This is a genomic window from Xanthobacter flavus (assembly GCF_017875275.1).
GTDB lineage: Bacteria > Pseudomonadota > Alphaproteobacteria > Rhizobiales > Xanthobacteraceae > Xanthobacter > Xanthobacter flavus_A.
In genome coordinates, this window is sequence record NZ_JAGGML010000001.1 from 4,798,647 (window position 1) to 4,816,894 (window position 18,248).

General features: G+C 67.2%; 18 protein-coding genes and 1 tRNA gene. 12 read left to right on the forward strand and 7 right to left on the reverse strand.

Annotation, left to right across the window (positions count from 1 at the left end):
• The first annotated feature begins 312 nt into the window (after positions 1-312).
• The 5 genes from lpxD to lpxB are packed head-to-tail and all read left to right on the forward strand — an operon-like array spanning position 313 to position 4,839.
• Positions 313-1,410, forward strand: a complete 1,098-nt coding sequence (gene lpxD, locus J2126_RS22500; protein ID WP_209489018.1) for a UDP-3-O-(3-hydroxymyristoyl)glucosamine N-acyltransferase — start codon at positions 313-315, stop codon at positions 1,408-1,410.
• Positions 1,407-1,913, forward strand: a complete 507-nt coding sequence (fabZ, locus tag J2126_RS22505; RefSeq protein WP_209489019.1) for a 3-hydroxyacyl-ACP dehydratase FabZ — start codon at positions 1,407-1,409, stop codon at positions 1,911-1,913. Before lpxD ends, fabZ begins: the two co-directional genes overlap by 4 nt.
• Positions 1,913-2,719: an acyl-ACP--UDP-N-acetylglucosamine O-acyltransferase gene (gene lpxA / locus J2126_RS22510; protein ID WP_209489020.1), complete on the forward strand. Its 807-nt coding sequence runs from the start codon at positions 1,913-1,915 to the stop codon at positions 2,717-2,719. The genes fabZ and lpxA overlap by 1 nt, the downstream gene beginning before the upstream one ends.
• 3 nt (positions 2,720-2,722) lie before the next feature.
• The gene (locus J2126_RS22515; RefSeq protein WP_209489021.1) at positions 2,723-3,646 is read left to right on the forward strand and encodes an LpxI family protein; all 924 of its coding nucleotides are present in this window, start codon (positions 2,723-2,725) and stop codon (positions 3,644-3,646) included.
• Positions 3,643-4,839, forward strand: coding sequence for a lipid-A-disaccharide synthase (lpxB, locus tag J2126_RS22520; RefSeq protein ID WP_209489022.1), 1,197 nt, complete (start codon positions 3,643-3,645; stop codon positions 4,837-4,839). The genes J2126_RS22515 and lpxB overlap by 4 nt, the downstream gene beginning before the upstream one ends.
• Before the next feature lie 147 nt (positions 4,840-4,986).
• On the opposite strand, the gene gltA is transcribed toward lpxB, so the two are convergent.
• The 4 genes from gltA to J2126_RS22540 all read right to left on the reverse strand — a co-directional run bounded on the left by gltA (position 4,987) and on the right by J2126_RS22540 (position 10,723).
• Positions 4,987-6,297 (reverse strand): citrate synthase, encoded by a 1,311-nt coding sequence (gene gltA / locus J2126_RS22525; RefSeq protein WP_209489023.1) that lies wholly within the window; start codon positions 6,295-6,297, stop codon positions 4,987-4,989.
• A 167-nt stretch (positions 6,298-6,464) separates the two neighbouring features.
• Entirely contained in the window at positions 6,465-7,112 is a 648-nt protein-coding gene (gene mobA, locus J2126_RS22530; protein WP_209489024.1) for a molybdenum cofactor guanylyltransferase MobA, read from the reverse strand.
• A 97-nt stretch (positions 7,113-7,209) separates the two neighbouring features.
• Positions 7,210-9,957, reverse strand: coding sequence for a glycosyltransferase (locus J2126_RS22535; protein ID WP_209489025.1), 2,748 nt, complete (start codon positions 9,955-9,957; stop codon positions 7,210-7,212).
• A gap of 253 nt (positions 9,958-10,210) precedes the next feature.
• Positions 10,211-10,723, reverse strand: coding sequence for a hypothetical protein (locus J2126_RS22540; RefSeq protein ID WP_245327518.1), 513 nt, complete (start codon positions 10,721-10,723; stop codon positions 10,211-10,213).
• 209 nt (positions 10,724-10,932) lie between these two features.
• On the opposite strand from J2126_RS22540, the gene J2126_RS22545 reads away from it, so the two are divergent.
• Positions 10,933-12,558, forward strand: a complete 1,626-nt coding sequence (locus J2126_RS22545) for a glycosyl hydrolase family 17 protein (RefSeq protein WP_209489026.1) — start codon at positions 10,933-10,935, stop codon at positions 12,556-12,558.
• Here the strand turns inward: J2126_RS22545 and J2126_RS22550 are convergent.
• A complete protein-coding gene (locus tag J2126_RS22550) occupies positions 12,518-12,916 on the reverse strand; it encodes a hypothetical protein (RefSeq protein WP_209489027.1) in 399 nt (132 codons plus the stop codon). The genes J2126_RS22545 and J2126_RS22550 overlap by 41 nt on opposite strands.
• A gap of 245 nt (positions 12,917-13,161) precedes the next feature.
• Here J2126_RS22550 and mgtE point away from each other — a divergent pair, with 245 nt between their 5' ends.
• The 4 genes from mgtE to J2126_RS22570 all read left to right on the forward strand — a co-directional run bounded on the left by mgtE (position 13,162) and on the right by J2126_RS22570 (position 15,539).
• The gene (gene mgtE, locus J2126_RS22555; RefSeq protein ID WP_209489028.1) at positions 13,162-14,592 is read left to right on the forward strand and encodes a magnesium transporter; all 1,431 of its coding nucleotides are present in this window, start codon (positions 13,162-13,164) and stop codon (positions 14,590-14,592) included.
• Positions 14,593-14,674: 82 nt separating this feature from the next.
• Positions 14,675-14,971: a hypothetical protein gene (locus tag J2126_RS22560; RefSeq protein WP_245327519.1), complete on the forward strand. Its 297-nt coding sequence runs from the start codon at positions 14,675-14,677 to the stop codon at positions 14,969-14,971.
• A gap of 112 nt (positions 14,972-15,083) precedes the next feature.
• A complete protein-coding gene (locus tag J2126_RS22565; RefSeq protein WP_209489029.1) occupies positions 15,084-15,389 on the forward strand; it encodes an ETC complex I subunit in 306 nt (101 codons plus the stop codon).
• Positions 15,390-15,462: 73 nt separating this feature from the next.
• Positions 15,463-15,539, forward strand: a tRNA-Arg gene (locus J2126_RS22570).
• 192 nt (positions 15,540-15,731) lie between these two features.
• On the opposite strand, the gene J2126_RS22575 is transcribed toward J2126_RS22570, so the two are convergent.
• Positions 15,732-16,529, reverse strand: a complete 798-nt coding sequence (locus J2126_RS22575) for a hypothetical protein (protein ID WP_209489030.1) — start codon at positions 16,527-16,529, stop codon at positions 15,732-15,734.
• Here J2126_RS22575 and J2126_RS22580 point away from each other — a divergent pair.
• Positions 16,519-16,863 carry a hypothetical protein gene (locus J2126_RS22580; RefSeq protein WP_209489031.1) on the forward strand — a complete coding sequence of 115 codons (345 nt, stop codon included), beginning with the start codon at positions 16,519-16,521 and terminating at the stop codon, positions 16,861-16,863. The genes J2126_RS22575 and J2126_RS22580 overlap by 11 nt on opposite strands.
• Before the next feature lie 258 nt (positions 16,864-17,121).
• On the opposite strand, the gene J2126_RS22585 is transcribed toward J2126_RS22580, so the two are convergent.
• Positions 17,122-17,730 (reverse strand): TIGR00730 family Rossman fold protein, encoded by a 609-nt coding sequence (locus J2126_RS22585; RefSeq protein ID WP_209489032.1) that lies wholly within the window; start codon positions 17,728-17,730, stop codon positions 17,122-17,124.
• Positions 17,731-17,867: 137 nt separating this feature from the next.
• Here J2126_RS22585 and J2126_RS22590 point away from each other — a divergent pair, with 137 nt between their 5' ends.
• Entirely contained in the window at positions 17,868-18,245 is a 378-nt protein-coding gene (locus tag J2126_RS22590) for an ArsR/SmtB family transcription factor (RefSeq protein WP_209489033.1), read from the forward strand.
• Positions 18,246-18,248: the final 3 nt, after the last annotated feature.

The following is an 18,248-nucleotide window of genomic DNA, read 5'->3' on the forward strand; positions in this document are numbered from 1 at the left end:
GGGAGGGGCGCATTTCGCGTTCACGCACCGGCTTTCCACCGCGTGGTTTTCTCAACAGGCGTCTGTACCTTCCGAGACCCCTTCTTCTCGCGGCTTTCGTTCATGCCGGGCCTTGAAGGTGCCGGGGTCGTGTGGGTGGAACGGCAGGGTCTCGGCGAGCCCGGTCCCGAAGAGAAAGTTCGCGGTGGGCCTGCTGGCGCCTGGGGGCGGCTTGCCCACGGACATCCTGCTCCCGCCGGGGCAAGGTTGAGGGCTGCGCGCCTCGTCCGTGAATCGCCTGTTTCGTCATCCGGCGCCGGGGCCGTATCCGTCATGAGTCACGACCTGTTCTTCCCCCTTCCGGAGCCCATGACTCTTGCGGAAGTCGCCTCCGTCTCCGGCGCGCGGCTCGTCGCGTCCGGTCCGGAGGAGGCGGTCGCGTTCGGTGCGCGCCGCATTATGGGCCTCGGGACGCTTGAAACCGCCGGACCGGACGAACTCGCCTTCTGCGATTCCTTTCTGTTTGCCGAGAAACTCGGAAATGTTCGCGCCGGCGCGCTCATCACATCCGAGCGTTTCGCGCCCAAGGCTCCGCCCGGCCTGCCGCTGCTGATCGCGGCGCGCCCGGCCGCTGCCTTCCTCGCGGTATCCCGTCGCATGTTCCCCGCAGCGCTCCGGCCGCTGCCCATCTTCGGCCATGAGGGTGTCGCGCCCGGCGCGCAGGTCCATCCCAAGGCACGGCTCGAGGATGGGGTGACCGTGGATCCAGGCGCCGTCATCGGCCCCGGCGCGGAGATCGGCGCCGGCACGGTCATCTGCGCCGGCGCGATCATCGGGCCGAATGTGCGCATCGGGCGCAACTGCGCCGTCGGACCCGGTGCCAGCGTGATCCACGCCTACCTCGGCAACGGCGTCATCATCCACGCCGGTGCCCGCATCGGTTCCGACGGCTTCGGCTACCAGCCGAGCCCGGCGGGCCATGTGAAGGTGCCGCAGCTCGGCCGCGTGGTGGTTCAGGACAATGCCGAGATCGGCGCCAACACCACCATCGATCGCGGCGCCATCACCGACACTGTCATCGGCGAGGGCAGCAAGATCGACAATCTGGTGCAGATTGCCCACAACGTGGTGATCGGCCGTCATTGCATCGTCGTGTCCCAGACCGGCATTTCGGGTTCGACTACGCTGGGCGATTTCGTGATGCTCGGCGGGCAGGTGGGTGTGGTGGGCCATGTCACCATCGGCACCGGCGCGCAGATCGCCGCCTCCAGCAATGTGAAGGGCGACGTGCCCCCCGGCGTGCGTTGGGGCGGCTCGCCGGCGAAGCCCGTGCGGGAGTGGTTCCGGGAGGTGGCGACGCTCAAGCGCATCGCCGCGGCCAGCGCCCGAAGGGGCAAGGACGACGAGGAAGGGGAAGGACCGCAGGAATGAACGACACCACGCGCGCAGCCGGCGAGGCCGGTGCGTCCCCCGCCGAAGCTCCGAAGGTGCTCGGCAGCGCGGACATCCAGAAGGTGCTCGCATGCCTGCCGCACCGCTATCCCATCCTGATGGTGGATCGCGTCGAGCAGATCGACGGTGATCTCTCCTGCATCGGCGTGAAGAACGTCACCGCCAACGAGCCGCACTTCCTTGGCCACTTCCCGGGCAATCCGGTGATGCCCGGCGTGCTCATCATCGAGGGCATGGCGCAGACGGCGGGCGTCGTCTGCGTACTGGGCAAGGAAAACAAGGAGAAGCCCGCGCTGGTCTATTTCATGACCATCGACGAGGCGAAGTTCCGCCGCCCCGTGGTGCCGGGCGACGTGCTTGAATACCACATGACCCGCATCAGCCGGCGGCGAAACATGTGGTGGTATCGCGGCGAGGCCAAGGTGCGCGGCGAACTGGTCGCCGAGGCCAAGGTCGGCGCGATGATCGTGGAGAACAGCTAGTGGCGAAGATCGATCCCACCGCCCGGGTGGCGAACCCGGCAGGGCTCGCGGATGATGTCGAGATCGGTCCCTATGCCATCCTCGGTCCCGATGTGGTGCTCGAAGCGGGCGTGAAGCTGCACGCCCACGTGGTCATCCAGGGCGTCACCACCATCGGCGCCCGCACCCAGGTCTTCCCCTTCGCCTCGCTCGGTTCAGCGCCCCAGTCGGTGCATTACAAGGGCGAACCGACGAAGCTCGTCATCGGCTCGGACTGCATGTTGCGCGAGCATGCCACCGCAAGCACCGGCACGGTGGGCGGCGGCGGCATCACGCGCATCGGCAACGGCGTGATGATGATGACCGGCTCCCATGTGGGCCACGACTGCACGGTCGGCGACGGAGTCATCTTCGCCAACAATGCGGTGCTCGGCGGCCATGTGAGCGTCGGCGACTTCACCTTTCTCGGCGGGCAGTGCGCGGTGCACCAATTCACCCGCATCGGTGCCCAGTGCATGATCTCCGGCCTGACCGGCGTGCGCGAGGACGTGATCCCCTTCGCCAACGTGCTGGGCCAGGCCGGCAAGCTGGTCGGCCTCAACGTGGTGGGCATGAAGCGGCGCGGCTTCACCAAGTCCGATTTGCATGCCGCCCGGGCGGTTTATCGGGACCTCTTCTTCGGCGAGGGCACGTTTGACCAGCGCCTCGAGAAGGTGCGCCAGATGGTGGAGGAATCGGCGTTCGCGGCGGCCGTCGTGGCTTTCATCGATGCCGATCGCAAGCGCCCCATCTGCCATCCCGCGCGGGGCGTCATCAAGGAGGATTGAGCCGTGGGCCTGCCGGGGGAAGACGGGCAGGGGCGTGCCACGGGGGCCGCGCGCGGCACCGCCCCGCTCGGCCCCGCTCCACTCGGCAACGGGGCCTTGGGGATCGTCGCAGGCAGCGGAGCGTTTCCCGCGGCGGTCGCGGAGGCCGCGGCGGCGGACGGCCGCGAGGTGGTGATGCTCCTCATTCAGGGCTTCGCCGATCCGGCGCTGGAGCGCTGGCCGCACCGCTGGTTCCGCCTCGGCTCGCTAGGGTCGGTCACCGCATGGGCCAGGGCGCGCGGGGTGCGCGAGGTGGTGATGGTGGGCGCCCTCACGCGCCCCCGGCTGCGCGACCTTGGATTTGATTTCACCATGCTGCGGCTGCTGCCGCGCATCGCCCGTCTGTTCCGGGGCGGGGACAACCACCTCTTGTCCGGGGTACTGGGGCTGGTGGCCGAGCAGGGTTTCACCTTGGTCGGCGCGCACGAAGTTGCACCGCGCCTCTTGCTGCCTCAGGGCGTGCTCGGCGCGCACGCGCCCAGCGCAGCCCAGCAGGCGGACATCGCGCGCGGGCTCGACGTCATCCGCGCCCTCGGGCCGTTCGATGTGGGGCAGGGGGTGATCGTGGTGGACGGGCTCGTTGCGGCCGTGGAGGCGGCGGAGGGGACGGACCAGATGCTGGCGCGCTATGGCGAGATGCGCCGTTCCGGTCGGCTGCGTTTTGCCGCCGGCAACGGCGTGCTGGTGAAGGCGCCGAAGCCCGGCCAGGATCGGCGGGTGGACCTGCCGTCCCTTGGCCCGCAGACGGTGACGCGCGCTGCGGAGGTGGGCCTGGCCGGCATCGCCTTCGAGGCGGGGGGCGCGATCGTGCCCGATGCGCAGGCGCTGGTGGAGGCGGCCGATGCGGCCGGCCTGTTCGTTGCCGGCATCGGAGGGGGCGGCACGTGAACGCACGGGAGGCCAGCCGCGCGCCGAACGTGTTCATCGTCGCGGGCGAGGAATCGGGCGACCAACTGGGCGGCGCGCTGATGGAGGCGCTGGCCGCGCGCGCGCCGGGGGCCTCCTTCCGGGGTGTAGGCGGGCGGCGCATGGCGGCATCGGGGCTCGAAAGCCTCTATCCCATGGACGATCTCACGGCCATCGGCATCGCGGCCGTGGTTGGCAAGCTGCCTACGATCCTCCGGCGTCTCAAGGAGACGGTGGAGGCGGTGCTCGCCGATCCGCCGGACGTGCTGGTGCTGGTGGATGCGCCGGACTTCACCCATCGTGTGGCCGCGCGGGTGCGGGCACGCAACCCGAATATTCCCATCGTCAAATATGTCTCGCCGACGGTCTGGATCTGGCGATCCGGCCGCGCCGCAGCCATGCGGCCCTATGTGGACGCGCTGCTTGCGCTGCTGCCCTTCGAGCCGGAGGTTCACCGCAGGCTGGGCGGGCCGCCCACCGTCTATGTCGGCCATCCCCTCCTTCAGCGGCTCGGCGAACTGAGGCCGTCGCCCGCCGAGGCCGAACGGCGCCGGGCCAAGCCGCCGCTGGTGCTGGTGCTGCCCGGAAGCCGGCGGCGGGAGATTTCGCGCATCGGCGCGGATTTCGGCGCAGCGCTGGCCGAGGTCGGCCGCGTCCATGAGATGGAGTTGGTTCTGCCCACCCTGCCGCGTCTGGAGGGGCTGGTGCGAGAGACCATCGCCCACTGGTCGCTGAAGCCGCGGATCGTGACCGGCGAGGCGGAAAAGCTCGCCGCCTTCCGCTCGGCCCACGCCGCCCTTGCGGCATCCGGTACGGTGACGCTGGAACTGGCGCTTGCCGGCATTCCCCATGTCGCCGCCTACCGCATCGGCTGGCTGGAGGCTCAGATCGGCCGGCGTGTGTTGAAGGGCACGACGGTGATTCTCGCCAATCTGGTGGCGGGGGACAACGTGGTCCCGGAGTTCCTTCAGGAATACTGCACGGTGCCGGCGCTCACCGGCGCCCTCTGCGACCTGCTGGAGGACAGCCCGGCGCGGCAGCGGCAGGAGGCGGCGTTTGCCAGTTTCGACGACATCTTCGGCATCGCCGGCCCCAGCCCCAGCGCCCGCGCCGCAGAGGTGGTGCTGCGCCTTGCCCGGGAGGGCCGCCCCGGCGCGCTGCCGCCGCCGGGCTGATCGCGCTCTAAACTCAAGAATGAGAACGCGTGGTCCGATCTGATTGCGACGTAATCAGATCGGCGCGTGCTCTAGCTTGCATCGATCCTTGAAACGAAAAACGCGGCCAGGAGGCCGCGTTTTCCATTTCCGGAGATGCAGTTGCGCTCACTTGCGCTTGGACATGGCCACGTAGTCGCGCTGGGCGGCGCCGGTGTAGAGCTGACGGGGACGGCCGATGCGCTGGCTCGGGTCCTCGATCATCTCCTTCCACTGGCCGATCCAGCCCACGGTGCGGGCGAGAGCGAACAGCACGGTGAACATGGTGGTGGGGAAGCCCATCGCCTTGAGGGTGATGCCCGAATAGAAGTCGATGTTCGGGTAGAGCTTCTTTTCGATGAAGTAGTCGTCGGAGAGCGCGATGCGCTCCAGCTCCACGGCCACGTCGAGCAGCGGATCGTCCTTGATGCCGAGCTCGGTGAGCACTTCGTGGCAGGTCTGCTGCATGATCTTGGCGCGCGGGTCGTAATTCTTGTAGACCCGGTGGCCGAAGCCCATCAGGCGGAAGGGATCGTTCTTGTCCTTCGAGCGCTTGATGTATTCGGGGATGCGATCCACCGAGCCGATCTCGGCGAGCATCTTGAGGGCCGCCTCGTTGGCGCCGCCATGGGCGGGACCCCACAGGCAGGCGATGCCGGCCGCAATGCAGGCGAACGGATTGGCGCCGGAGGAGCCGGCGAGGCGCACCGTGGAGGTGGAGGCGTTCTGCTCGTGATCGGCGTGGAGGATAAAGATCTTATCCATCGCCTTCGAGAGGATGGGGTTGACCTTGTATTCCTCGCACGGAACCGCAAAGCACATACGAAGGAAGTTCGACGTATAGTCGATATCGTTCTTCGGATAAACAAACGGCTGGCCAATGGAATACTTGTAGGCCATCGCCGCCAGCGTCGGCATCTTCGCGATCATGCGGATGGATGCGATCAGGCGCTGGGTGGGGTCGGAAATGTCGGTGGAGTCGTGATAGAAGGCCGAGAGGGCGCCGACCGAAGCCACCATGATGGCCATCGGATGGGCGTCGCGGCGGAAGCCCTGGAAGAAGCGGGTCATCTGCTCGTGGACCATCGTATGATTGGTCACGGACTTGTCGAATTCCGCCTTCTGCGCCGCAGTGGGGAGCTCGCCGTAGAGCAGCAGGTAACAGGTCTCGAGGAAGTCACCGTTCTCGGCGAGCTGCTCGATGGGGTAGCCGCGATACAGCAGCACGCCTTCGTCGCCGTCGATGTAGGTGATCTTGCTTTCGCAGGAAGCGGTCGAGGTAAAGCCGGGGTCGTAGGTGAACATCCCCGTCTGGCCGTAGAGCTTGGAGATATCGACCACTTCCGGTCCGATGGAGCCTTCGTGGATCGGAAGGTCCCAGCTCTTGTCCCCCAAGCTAAGCTTGGCCGCTTTTGCCCCGGTGTTGGTGGTGGCGTCCATGGATCCCTCATCCTTTGGGCGGACAGACCCGTTTCGGCAGAGATCCGGAGGTGGCGGTCCGGTCTCCGAGCGGCAAGTCCGTCTCCGCTCCAGCATCTTCGCGAATGCGAAGCCGCCGTCCTGCAGTCCTAAACCCTCCCCATTCCTGCCGCAAGCATGACCATGCTTCATCGGCGGGCAGCGAGGCGTTTCTCTGCAATGGCAAGGTCTTCCGGCGTGTTCACGTTGAAGAACGGGTCATCCGGATGCCCTTCCCATGCCACCGTTACGGCATTGAGGCCGTCGAGGAAAAGCCCGACTTTCAGCCGTCCCGCCTCAAGGCTTTGCCGCAGCGCGGCGCGGACCGTCACCGGCCACAAAGCGATGACCGGATGGCGCTGTCCGCCCGACGCCGCGCATACCACCGTACCAGTCTCAAGGTGCCGTTGCGTCAGGCGCGCGATGAGGTCATCCGGCAGGAAGGGCGTGTCGGCGGGAACCGTGATCAGGCTGGACGCCGGCTCTGACCGGGCGAGATGCTCCAGCCCGGCGAGCACGCCGGCGAGCGGCCCGGGATGTCCGGCGATCGTGTCCGGCAGGACGGGCAGGACGAAGCCCTCGTAAGTCCCAGCAGGTGCGTTGGCATTGATGAGGATCTGGCCGGCCTGCGGCCGAATCCTGTCGATGACGTGGGCGATGAGGGGACGCCCGGCCAGGGGCACCAGCGGCTTTTCCGGTGCGCCCAGCGCGGGGGCGTCGATCCGCCGGCCGAGGCCGCCCGCCAGAATCAGCACGGGAGGCGGGGGGGCTGGAGTGGAGGGTCGGGTGTTGGCCACGTCGGATCGCTCTCAGGGGCCCCCGACCGCGCGGGAAGGGGCGCAAAAGCAAACGCCCGGCGCGAGGGCCGGGCGTTCGGTTCAGATGCAGGGCCGCTCAGTCCGCGACGGCGGGCGGCGCGTTGAGGCCGAGGCGGCGGGGCACCGCCGCGAGCTTGGCGCGCACGGCCCGCCAGGTGGCGAAATCATTGAGCCGGGAAGGCTCGAAGGCACCGATGATCGCGGCGGCCACGAACGGCAGGCTCTGCACCAAGAGGGCGATGCCGTAGAGGTTGATCTCGCGGATGTGGCGCCAGTCGTTGGAGGTCTTCACGATGGCGGAGCCCGGCAGGTTGTTCGCCACCAGCATGTAGGTGCCGGCTGCGATCAGGAGACCGCCGATGATCGCCTCGGGCAGCGCCGGGAAGGAGCGCGCCGCGCCGGCCAGCCAGTTGTTGCCCTTGGCGGTCCGGGCGAACGCCAGGTCCTTGTAGCGGAAGCCGTCGAACACCGCCTTCGCCACCGTGAACTGTACCGCGCTCGCGGCCACCGCCGCGCCGAGCATGCGCATCGGCGTGGTCTCCACCCTGAGGCGATACAGGCTGATGAAGTGCAGCACGTACACCAGGAAGGTGATGAGGATGGGCAGCGTCAGCACATGGGCCGGCACCGAGATGGAGAAGTAGGCGACGAAGGGCACGAACAGCAGGGACGCGATGGCCATGAAGGCGCCCACCGATTCCGAGCCAAGCCAGGAGATCCAGCCGAGCACGAAGTGCCGCTTCTGGGCCGTGGTCAGGCGAGAGTTGCCCGGGAGGAACCGGCGCCAGTGCTTCTTGATGATCTGGAAGCCGCCATAGGCCCAGCGATGGCGCTGCTTCTTGAACGCCTCGAACGAGTCGGGCAGCAGGCCATAGCCGTAGCGCTTGCGGGTATAATGGGTCTTCCAGCCGTTCTCGGCGATGGACAGGCCGAGGTCGGTGTCCTCGCAGATGGTGTCGGATGACCAGTTGCCGGCCTCCACCATGGCGGCGCGACGGATAAGGCACATCGTGCCGTGGACGACGATCGCGTCATCCTCGTTGCGCTGGACCATGCCGATGTCGAAGAAGCCGGCATATTCGGCGTTCATCGCCTCGTGCAGCGGGCTGCGCTCGCCGTCGCGATGATCCTGCGGCGCCTGGACGAGGCCCACGGTCGGATCGTCGAAGGCAGGCACGAGGTCCTTCAGCCAGTCGGGCGTCACCACATAGTCCGCGTCGATCACGCCGATGATCTCGGCATCGGGGGCGGTGGCGTCGAGGGCGATGCGCAGGGCGCCGGCCTTGAAGCCCGCCACCTTCTCGGCGTTGATGAACTTGATGTGGTCGCCGAGCTTGGCGCAGTGCTCGCGCACCGGCTCCACCATCGCCGGGTCCGGCGTGTTGTTGACGATGATGATCGCCTCGTAGTTGGGATACTCCAGCCGGGCGAGGGCATCGATGGTCTGGATCAGCATCTCCGGCGGCTCGCGATAGGCGGGCACGTGGATGGAGACCTTGGGGAAGCGCGAGGGCGCGGCGTGCGCCTGCTCCTCGACGAGGCGCTTGGGGCCGCTGCCGAAGGCAACCGCCGCCAGCTCCTCGATGCGATAGAGCAGCACGAACACCAGCGGCACCAGCATCACCACGCTCAGCGCCAGGGTGAGGTAGTCACCGCCGCTCACATAATGGTTCAGCCAGTAGTCCACCACCAGGGCCAGCCACGCGGCGACGCCATTGGCGGAGGCGGCCAGCACGAGGCCTTGCGTCATGGTGAGGTCACGCATCCGCAGCAGCGGCAGGGTGAAGAGCACGCCCAGCAGCAGCGCCAGAATGGCGGTCTGGTTGTAGGTCTTCTCGAAGATCGGGCCGGTGAGGGGGAACTTCAGGGTGCGGTCGGCATCGAACACGCCCCAGTACTGACCCACGGAGCCTTCGTTCTGCTTCTTGGGCAGGTCGAACGCCTCGATGATGTTGTACTCGATGCCCAGCGCATCGGCGCGGGCGACGAAATTGCGGATGATCTTGGCCTGCTCCATGGGATCAGGCACGGAGGCGCCGCGGTTGTAGCCGTGCGAGGGCCAGCCGAACTCGCCGATCACGATGCGCTTGCCGGGGTAGGCTGCGCGCAGGCGGTTGTAGGCGTTGATGGAATAGTCGACCACCTGGTCCGCCGGCACGTCCTCCCAGTAGGGCAGGATGTGGGCGAGGATGAAGTCCACGGAAGCCACCAGCTCACCGGCGTCCGGCTCCAGCCAGGTGTTCCAGATTTCGCCGGTGCTCACCGGCACGTTGACCTGACGCTTCACCTTGCGGATGACGGCGGCCAGCTCCGGCTTCGTCATGTCGCCGCGCAGGATGGTCTCGTTACCGACGATGACCGCGTTCACGTTGCGGTTCTGGCGGGAGACCTTGACCACGTTCTCAAGCTCGCGGTCGTTCCCGTCCTTGGCGAGAACCATTTCGCCGGTCTTCTTGTCCTTCACCTTGATCTGTTCGCCGGTCTTCGGATCGACCTCGCGATTGAGCCAGGCGCCGGCGGTCACGCGCAGGCCTTGCTCGGCCGCGATGGGGGCGATCAGTTCCTTGCCGTTGGTGGAGGAATAGGTGCGCACGCCGCGGCTGTAGGGCGCGACCACCGCCATGTCCGAACGGACCTGAGCCTCGGTGGTGGGCGCGTCGCCCTCCGGGCTCATGTCGCGCGAGAAGGGCGCGAAAGACAGGCTCTGAAAGCGGTCCGTGATGTTCGGAGCGCTTGCCTCAGGACGCATGGAAAGCCACATCGCGGCGTGGAACGAAGTCACAACCGCAATGACCGCTGCCGCAGCAGCAAGACCGGGACGCATGGCGAGGCCCACCCATAGGGGAAGTCGGAACCTAACGCTGGCTTAGGGCACAGGTTCCAAAGGACGTTTTCAGAGGATTTACGAGAACGAACCGAGGCACCCTTTCGACCTGCCCCTAGGTCGACATTGCAGCGTTAACGGTAAATTTACGCTGCAATGCATCGAGACACTAACACTCTCACGCAGAGAGATAAATCCCGATCATGGCGCCTCTTCGACGTCGCTGCGTCAGCCGGGTGTCTGCGCCATGATCTTATTGTTGCGCTGCGCCACCTGGAGCCGGGGCGGCGGCAGGTGCGGCACCGGCCGCAGAGGCCGGGGCGGCGGCAGCGGCGACGTAATCGGGGTTCACCCAGCACTGCTGGGCGCGCGCATCGACCCGCTCGCGGGCCTTGGTGTCGATCTTGCCCTGCCGCACGAGGCAGCGGACGGCCACCTTCAGATGCTCGGTGGGGCAGCCGAAGCGCTCGTAGAATTCCAGGTGGCGCCGCGCGGTGTCCACGTCGTCGTTCCAGATCAGTGCGGCGATCCGCCGCCCGGTGAAGACGCATTCGGGCAGGCCGGCAGCACCGGGAAGCTTGGCTGCCTCGTTGAACTCCTCGACCGAACGGCGCTGGTCGGCTGCAGCCTTCTGCTCGGGGGTCATTTGCTGCTCCGCCGGCGGCTTCTGGTCGGCCGGCTGGTTCTGGGCCGAGGCCGGCGAGAGGCACGCGAAAACGATTGCGGCCGCGAGCAGCGGGAGGCGGTAGGGGTGCATGAGGATCATGATCTCGAGAAAATGGTCGGCGGGCGCCGCGCCCGACACCCTAGGAGAAGGAAGTGATTTTGTCAGCATGACGGCGCGTTCTTCGGCACATGCCGTTTGGTAAGGGTAACGGGCCCCCTGGAGTTCCCGGCGCCCGCAGGCGGAGGCTTCACACCGCCCGCCCAAGGCTCTATGTGGCGCGGGGGAACACCTTCACCCCTGGAGACGAGATGCCTTCCTTTGTGCGGCTGCCTCTGGTGCTGGCGCTCCTGGTCTGCGGGCTCATCGCCGGCCTGTGGACCTATCTCGGCCGCCCCGAGGAGATGCCTCCGTCGCCGCTGGCCGCGGGCGAGAAATTGCCGTGCGTTTCCTACGCCCCGTTCCGCGACGGGCAGTCGCCGTTCCAGAAGGGGCTGGTGATTCCCGAGGCGCAGATCGAGGAGGATTTCGTCCGCCTCGCGCAGATCACGTCCTGCGTGCGCACCTATTCCATTGAAATGGGGCTCGACAAGGCGCCCGCGCTCGCCCGCAAGCATGGCCTCACCATGCTCCTCGGCATCTGGCTCGGCCCGGACGCCGAGCGCAACCGTGTCGAACTCGATACGGGCATCCGCCTCGCCAAGGAAAATCCGGATGTGGTTAAGGGCGTGGTGGTCGGCAACGAAGTGCTGCTGCGCGGCGAGATGTCGGCGACCGAGCTTGCCAGCGTGCTCGCCCGCGTGAAGCGCGAGGTGGGGACGGTGCCCGTCACCTATGCCGACGTGTGGGAGTTCTGGGAGCGCAACAAGGGCCTCACCGAGAACGTGGATTTCGTCACCATCCACATCCTGCCCTATTGGGAGGACCTGCCCGTCTCCGCCGAGGATGCCGGCCCGCATGTGGATGAAATCCGCCAGCGCATGGCCGAGGAATTTCCCGGCAAGGAGATCCTGATCGGCGAGACCGGCTGGCCCAGCGCCGGGCGCATGCGCGAGGATGCGCTGCCCTCGCCGGCCAATCAGGCCCGGGTGATGCACGACGTGGTGGCCCTGGCCAAGCGCCAGGGCTATCGGGTCAATGTCATCGAGGCCTTCGACCAGCCCTGGAAGCGGCGGAGCGAGGGTACGGTGGGCGGCCACTGGGGCGTGATCGACGCCGGCACGCGCCTGCCCAAGTTCGCCTGGGGCCAGCCGGTGGAGGATTTCCCCGGCTGGCGCACGCACATCGTCGTGGGCCTCCTGTCCGTCGCTGCGGTGTTCGGCGCGGCCTTCGCCGCCGCCCGCCGCCGCCCGGAGCCAGTGCGGCCGCTGGAATGGTACGCCGTCGCCCTCATCGCCTTGTTCGGCGGGGCGACGCTCGGTGCCGCGCTCTCCGCGCTGCCGCTGGAAAGCCTCGGCTTCGTCGGCTGGCTGCGCAACGGCCTCATCTTCGCTGCCGCCGCCGGTGCCATGGTGGTGATGCCGTCGGTGATCGTGCGCGGGCAGGGGCTCGCCCCCTTCTCGGTGGCGCTCGATTCCCGCCGCTGGTCCGTGGCGTCCGGCGCTGCCATCGCCTCCGCCGCGGTGCTGGCGTTCGCCACGGTCGCGGTGGGCTCGATCGCGTTCGAGCTGGTGTTCGATCCGCGCTACAAGGATTTCCCGGTGTTCCCGCTCACCGCGCTGGTCGCGGCGGTGGCAGCGCCGCTGCTGGTGCGGCGGGCGGATCGCGATGGCGCCGGCCTCGGCGAACTGATCGCCATGTGGGGCTTCTTGTTGGCGGGCGTCTATGTGCCGCTCAACGAGACCCTCGCCAACTGGCAGGCGGCCTGGTTCGGCGCGCTCTGCCTCGTCATGGCCTTCACGCTGTGGCGGGTCCAGGCCGTGCAAAGGAGAGGATGAGCATCATCGCCGCCAGCGCGCCGGCGACCTCGTTATGGAAGACGAGGGCGAAGCTCGCGAACACCATGCCCACGGAGAAGGTGGCGAGGCCCGGCGCCAGGAGCTGGATCAGCGCCACCACCAGAGCCACGCCGCCGAACACGTTCCACAGCGACAGCGCCAGCACGGCGGCGCGGCCGTAGCAGCCGGAACTCTCCAGCCCCGCCTCGCAGGCGAGGGACACGAGGGTCGGCTCCACCACCATGTAGCGCATGTAAAGCGCCCAGCCGACGGCGCCCATGCCCAGCGGAATCATCCAGTTGAGTGTGCGCGGCCCGGGGCGGAAGAGCGGGCGCTCGGAATAGGGCAGGGTGGTCATCTGGCGATATCTCCGTCCGGCCGGCGGGTGCGCGTTCATAATGACATGTTCGCCACGGGGTCCAGCGAAAAGGGCGGATCGCCGGCTGAAGGCTTCACAAACGTCCCTGGGATCACTAGACGCAGCGGGAGGCGCCTGCCCCTCCGCCGCCATGCGGAGCGGCCGGCGCCGCATCCCCAGAGCCCATGCCCGCATCCGCGACGGAAGCGGGCGTCCGTACCCGTCCTACCCTTCGGGAGGAGCCCATGCGCGACGATGCTGATCCGGCCGCCGCACTGGCTGGTGCCCAGACCAGGGCCGAGGGCGCGGCCCTGAGCGTGCGCGACGAGGAGGGCAATCTCTCGGACGCCTTCCGCTCCCGCGTGCAGGAGGCCATCGCCGCGCGCGACGTGGATGGGCTCAAGGCGGTCACCGGCGATCTGCACGAAGCCGACATGGGCGACCTCATCGAGGAGCTGGACGCCGACGAGCGGCGCCGGCTCATCGAGATGCTGGGGCCGGCGTTCGACTTCACCGCCTTGACCGAGCTGGACGAGACGGTCCGCGTCTCCATCCTGCGCAGCCTCTCGCCGATCACCGTCGCCCGCGGCATGCGGGACCTCGATTCGGACGATGCGGTCTACATCCTCGAGGATCTCGACGAGGATGAAATGGCCACGGTGCTGGAGCACCTGCCGGCGCCGGAGCGGGTGGCCCTGCAGCGCTCTCTCGACTATCCGGAAGAAAGCGCCGGCCGGCGCATGCAGACCGAGTTCATCGCTGTCCCGCCCTTCTGGACCGTCGGCCGCACCATCGACTACATGCGCGAGACCGCCGACCTGCCGGACACCTTCTACGAGGTGTTCGTGGTGGACCCCGCCTATCGCCTCGTCGGCTCCGTGCCCCTCGACCGGCTGCTGCGCACCCGCCGCCCGGTGCTGATGAGCGCGGTGAAGGCCGAGCAGGCCAAGGTGGTCAAGGCCTCCGAGGACCAGGAGGACGTGGCGCGCATGTTCGAGCGCTACAACCTCGTCTCCGCCCCGGTGGTGGACGATGCCGGGCGGCTCGTCGGCGTCATGACCATCGACGACGTGGTGGACGTGATCCAGGAAGAGGCGGACGAAGACCTGCGCGCCCTCGGCGGCGTGCGCAGCGACGAGGAATTGTCCGATACTGTGGCCTTCACCGCGCGCAGCCGCCTGCCGTGGCTGGTGGTGAACCTGGGTACGGCCTTCGTCTCCGCCTCCATCATCAGCCTGTTCGAGGGCACCATCGAGAAGATGGTGGCGCTCGCCATCCTCATGCCCATCGTCGCCTCCATGGGCGGCAATGCCGGCACCCAGACCATGACGGTGGCGGTGCGCGCGCTCGCCACCAAGGAATTGTCCAGCCATAACGCCCGCCGCATCGTCTCGCGCGAGGTCCTGGTGGGGCTGGTGAATGGCACGACGCTCGCCTGCCTGCTCGGGGTCATCGCCGGGTTCTGGTTCGCCAACGTGCATCTCGGCGTGGTGATCTCCTCGGCGCTGATCCTGAACATGATCGCGGCCGGCCTGTTCGGCATCCTCATTCCCCTGGCCATCTCGAAGCTCAAGCTCGATCCGGCGGTCGCCTCGGGCGTGTTCGTGACGATGGTGACGGACACGGTGGGATTCTTCGCCTTCCTCGGCCTCGCCACATGGTGGTTCGCCACTTGACCGGCCCGGCTTGCATTCCCCTGCGTTCTCCTCAACAAGAAGGCGCGCCGGCGGGTGCCGGGACGTGGTGAAGGGTGAGCGGATGCGGACCAAGACGTGGACGACCTCGTGGAACATGGCGGCGATGACAGTGGCCGCAGGGCTCCTCTCGACGGCTCCCGCCTTCGCCGACAAGGCCGCCGCTGATCGTTGCGCGGCCAAGCTCTCCACCGATGCCCGCGCGATCTACGTGGCGAGCGCGCCCCTGCTGGTGAAGGGTGCCGACGGCCGGGCCGTGGTGACCGACCAGACCCGCTCGCTGGTGCTTTCCGGCAAGGTGAGCCACCTCACCGCCGCCGAATCGGCGCAGGCGGCGGCGGAATGCCTGATCCTGCGCTGAGGCGTTGAGGTCCGGCGCGGCACCGTGTTCGGTTGCCTCGCCCGCGCGGCTTTATTATAGACGAAAGGGGCCGCCCGGCTGGGGCCGCCCGGCATTCTGACGGGTTCGAACCATGGTCGCTCGCATCTACAAGCCGTCGCGCAACGCCATGCAGTCCGGCGTGGCGAAGACCAAGCACTGGGTGCTCGATTACGAGCCGGAGCACGCCCGTCGCGTGGAGCCGCTGATGGGCTACACCTCCTCGGCCGACATGCGCAGCCAGATCCACCTGTCCTTCGAGACGAAGGAAGAGGCCGTGGCCTATTGCGAGAAGCGCGGCATCCCCTACCGGGTGTCCGAGCCGCATGAGGCCGGCCGCCGCCGCATGGCCTATTCCGACAATTTCGCCTTCAACCGCAGCGGCCAGTGGACCCACTGAGCCGGCTGCGTTCCGATCCCCATCGGGAAAGGCGCTTCCGCTGTGCGGCCGCCCGCCGTAAAAGGCGGATCGAGGCCCCGTAGCTCAGCTGGATAGAGCAAGTGCCTTCTAAGCACTAGGTCGCAGGTTCGAGCCCTGCCGGGGTCGCCACATCTATCCTTTCTTCCATCCTTCCAGTGCGCGGAGACCGCGGCTCAGGCGGCGACCCCGGGCGGGATGGCGACCGCGCCGACGGGTACGCGGCTTCGCTCGCTATCAGGTCGCACCCAGAACGTGATGAAAGCGTGGAATACCTCTGGCGAATGCCGGCCGCCCGGCTGCATTTGCCGGGCGGCACACAGGCTATTTTTTGGCGCTGGCGCCAGCGTTGTATTGGTAGTTGCCCTCAAGCTGGTCGAGAACGACGGTATTGGGTGGGTTGGAGTCGGCGTTGGCCGTCAGAACCATCTCATTGTCCAGCTTGCGTGATCTGAACTGCCATCCGGTCGGCAAGGTCAGGCGCTTGCTCAGGGTGGGCAGGTTTTCGATGGTGTTCTCGGGATCGGTCTTCAGGGAGAGGCTGAACATGGTGTAGACGGCGCCTTCGGGCGTGATCAACTCGTACACCGTTTCGCCCGCATTGAAGATCATGGCACTGGTACGTTTGGAGACCATTGGCCTGTAGGTCGGCAGCGATCCCGAAACGAACTTTTCCAGGCTCGGGACTTCGAAGACGCCGTCCAGGTTCAAGGGGATCCCGGCGATCACTCTCTGCTTACAGCCATCCCAGGACATCCCGGTTACGGTGTTCGCCACGAGACGCCGCGGGCCATTGAAGAAGACCCCGTCGCCCCCGAATTCCTTCTTCAGGGTGTCCGCATTGAGAGCACGGAAGCGCGCGTCCATCGCGTCGTTGGGCTCGGGAAGTGTGTTGCCGAGCGAGTTGAAATAGTTGCCGATCCCGCCGCCGTCGGGCTGGCGGAACATGAACAGAATTTCGTAGAAGGCCTTGCCACGCCAGTTCTCAGCCTTAATCGGGCAGGGATCGGTCAGCTTGACCATCGGATTGGATTGCGCTTGTGCGGTAGAGGAGCAGCCGACCGCAGCGACCAGAGCTGCAGCAGCGAAGACGCCAGGCAACACGCCGTGAATGCGCTTCATGATTGGTCCTTGCGGCGGTGCATTGGGGGGCGGGACTTCCAAGGGATGCGTGCCGAACTCGAACACTTCTGTCAAGTTCACACGCCACCCGTCCTCGGTGGTCTCACCCCTCCAGGACAGCCATCCCGTCAGCGATCCCTCGCTGCGGATCAATGCGCTCAGTGATCAGTTTCGCTTCAAACTGGTTCAAGCCTCGCTTCTCAAGCTGAACATCGACGGCGGTGAGCCGCAGTACACCGGCTCGCTGCTCAGCCCTACATCGACCGGCCCCACACCCGGTCGCCTTTCGAGGACGCCCGTCCCGCCGGCGCGCGGCCTTTTCGGAGAGCCGTGAACGGGGCCGGGCCGCAGCGGCGGGCCGGTTCGCTACCGTTGGTACCGCTGCGTTGCGCTGGGCACATCGGTGCCTTGCGTGTTGTGCAATGCAACAATTATTCTTCCCGGGCTACGCTCTTTCTGCCGCAGTGCAGCAAAGGGTCCGGGAGATGCAGACCGTTGTCGCTATCATGCTGATCGGGTCCGTGGTCATGGTCGCCATCGCCGCGCTGGACCAGCCCCACGGCTGATCCGCGCATCGGGGCGAAACGCGCGTCTACATGCGTTCGGCGATGGTGCCGTCCGCTGCATGGAGCGCGCGCTCTGGCACCTTGGCGGCCGCGGCGCGCAGGCGGGGCAGAATGTCCTCGGCGCGGTCGGCCGTGAGCATCTCCACCGGCGTGTCCGAGCGGATAAAGCCGGCGCCGCGCATGTGATCCACCAGCGTCACGAATGGATCCCAGAAGCCGGCCGTGTTGAGGATCAGGATCGGCTTCTTGTGCCGGCCGAGCTGGGCCCAGGTGAGCTGCTCCACCAGTTCCTCCAGCGTGCCAACGCCGCCGGGCAGGGCCACGAAGGCGTCCGCCCGCTCGAACATCAGCCTTTTGCGCTCGTGCATGTCCTCCACGACGATCATCTCCGCCTCGTGGGCGAAGGCGCGCTCGCGGGTCATCAGGAAGCGCGGGATGATGCCGGTGACGGCGCCGCCGGCCAGCGCCACCGCGCTTGCCACCTCGCCCATCAGCCCGATGCCGCCGCCGCCATAGACGAGGCGCACGCCCTCGGCCGCAAGGATACGCCCGAAATTCCGGGCCTCTTCGGCAAACACCGGGTCGCTGCCGGTGGCGGAGCCGCAATACACACAGACACTGTCGATTCTGGCCATGCGCGCACTTTACCAAACTTGGCGGCCGGTAGGGCAGGCCGCCCAAGCGCGAATAGTGCGCACGCGCGACGACCCCATGACGCGGGCGGGGCAACAAGCTTGTTGGATGGTCGTTCATCGTCTATCGTCGATGAACGATGAATGTGCCGACCTTCCCAAGCCCAGACCCGGCCGTTGCCGATGAAGCCGGCGCCGCAAGGGCCGATCTCGCGGCGAAGCTGCGCGCGCTGGCCCACCCGGCGCGGCTCGCCATGCTGGACACGCTGGCCGGGCAGGAGCGGTGCGTGTGCGGCGAGATCGTACGCGCGCTGCCCCTTGCGCAGTCCACCGTCTCGCAACATCTGAAGGTTCTCCTCGATGCCGGGCTGATCCGCAGCCGTACCGAGGGGCAGCGGTCCAGCTACTGCCTTGATCGGGCAGCGCTTGATGCGCTGGCTGAAGAGATCGACGCGCTGTTCAAGGCGCTCCGCCGTCCGTCAGGGTGCTGCACGCCCGGCGCTTCGGACCAAAGTTAGGCC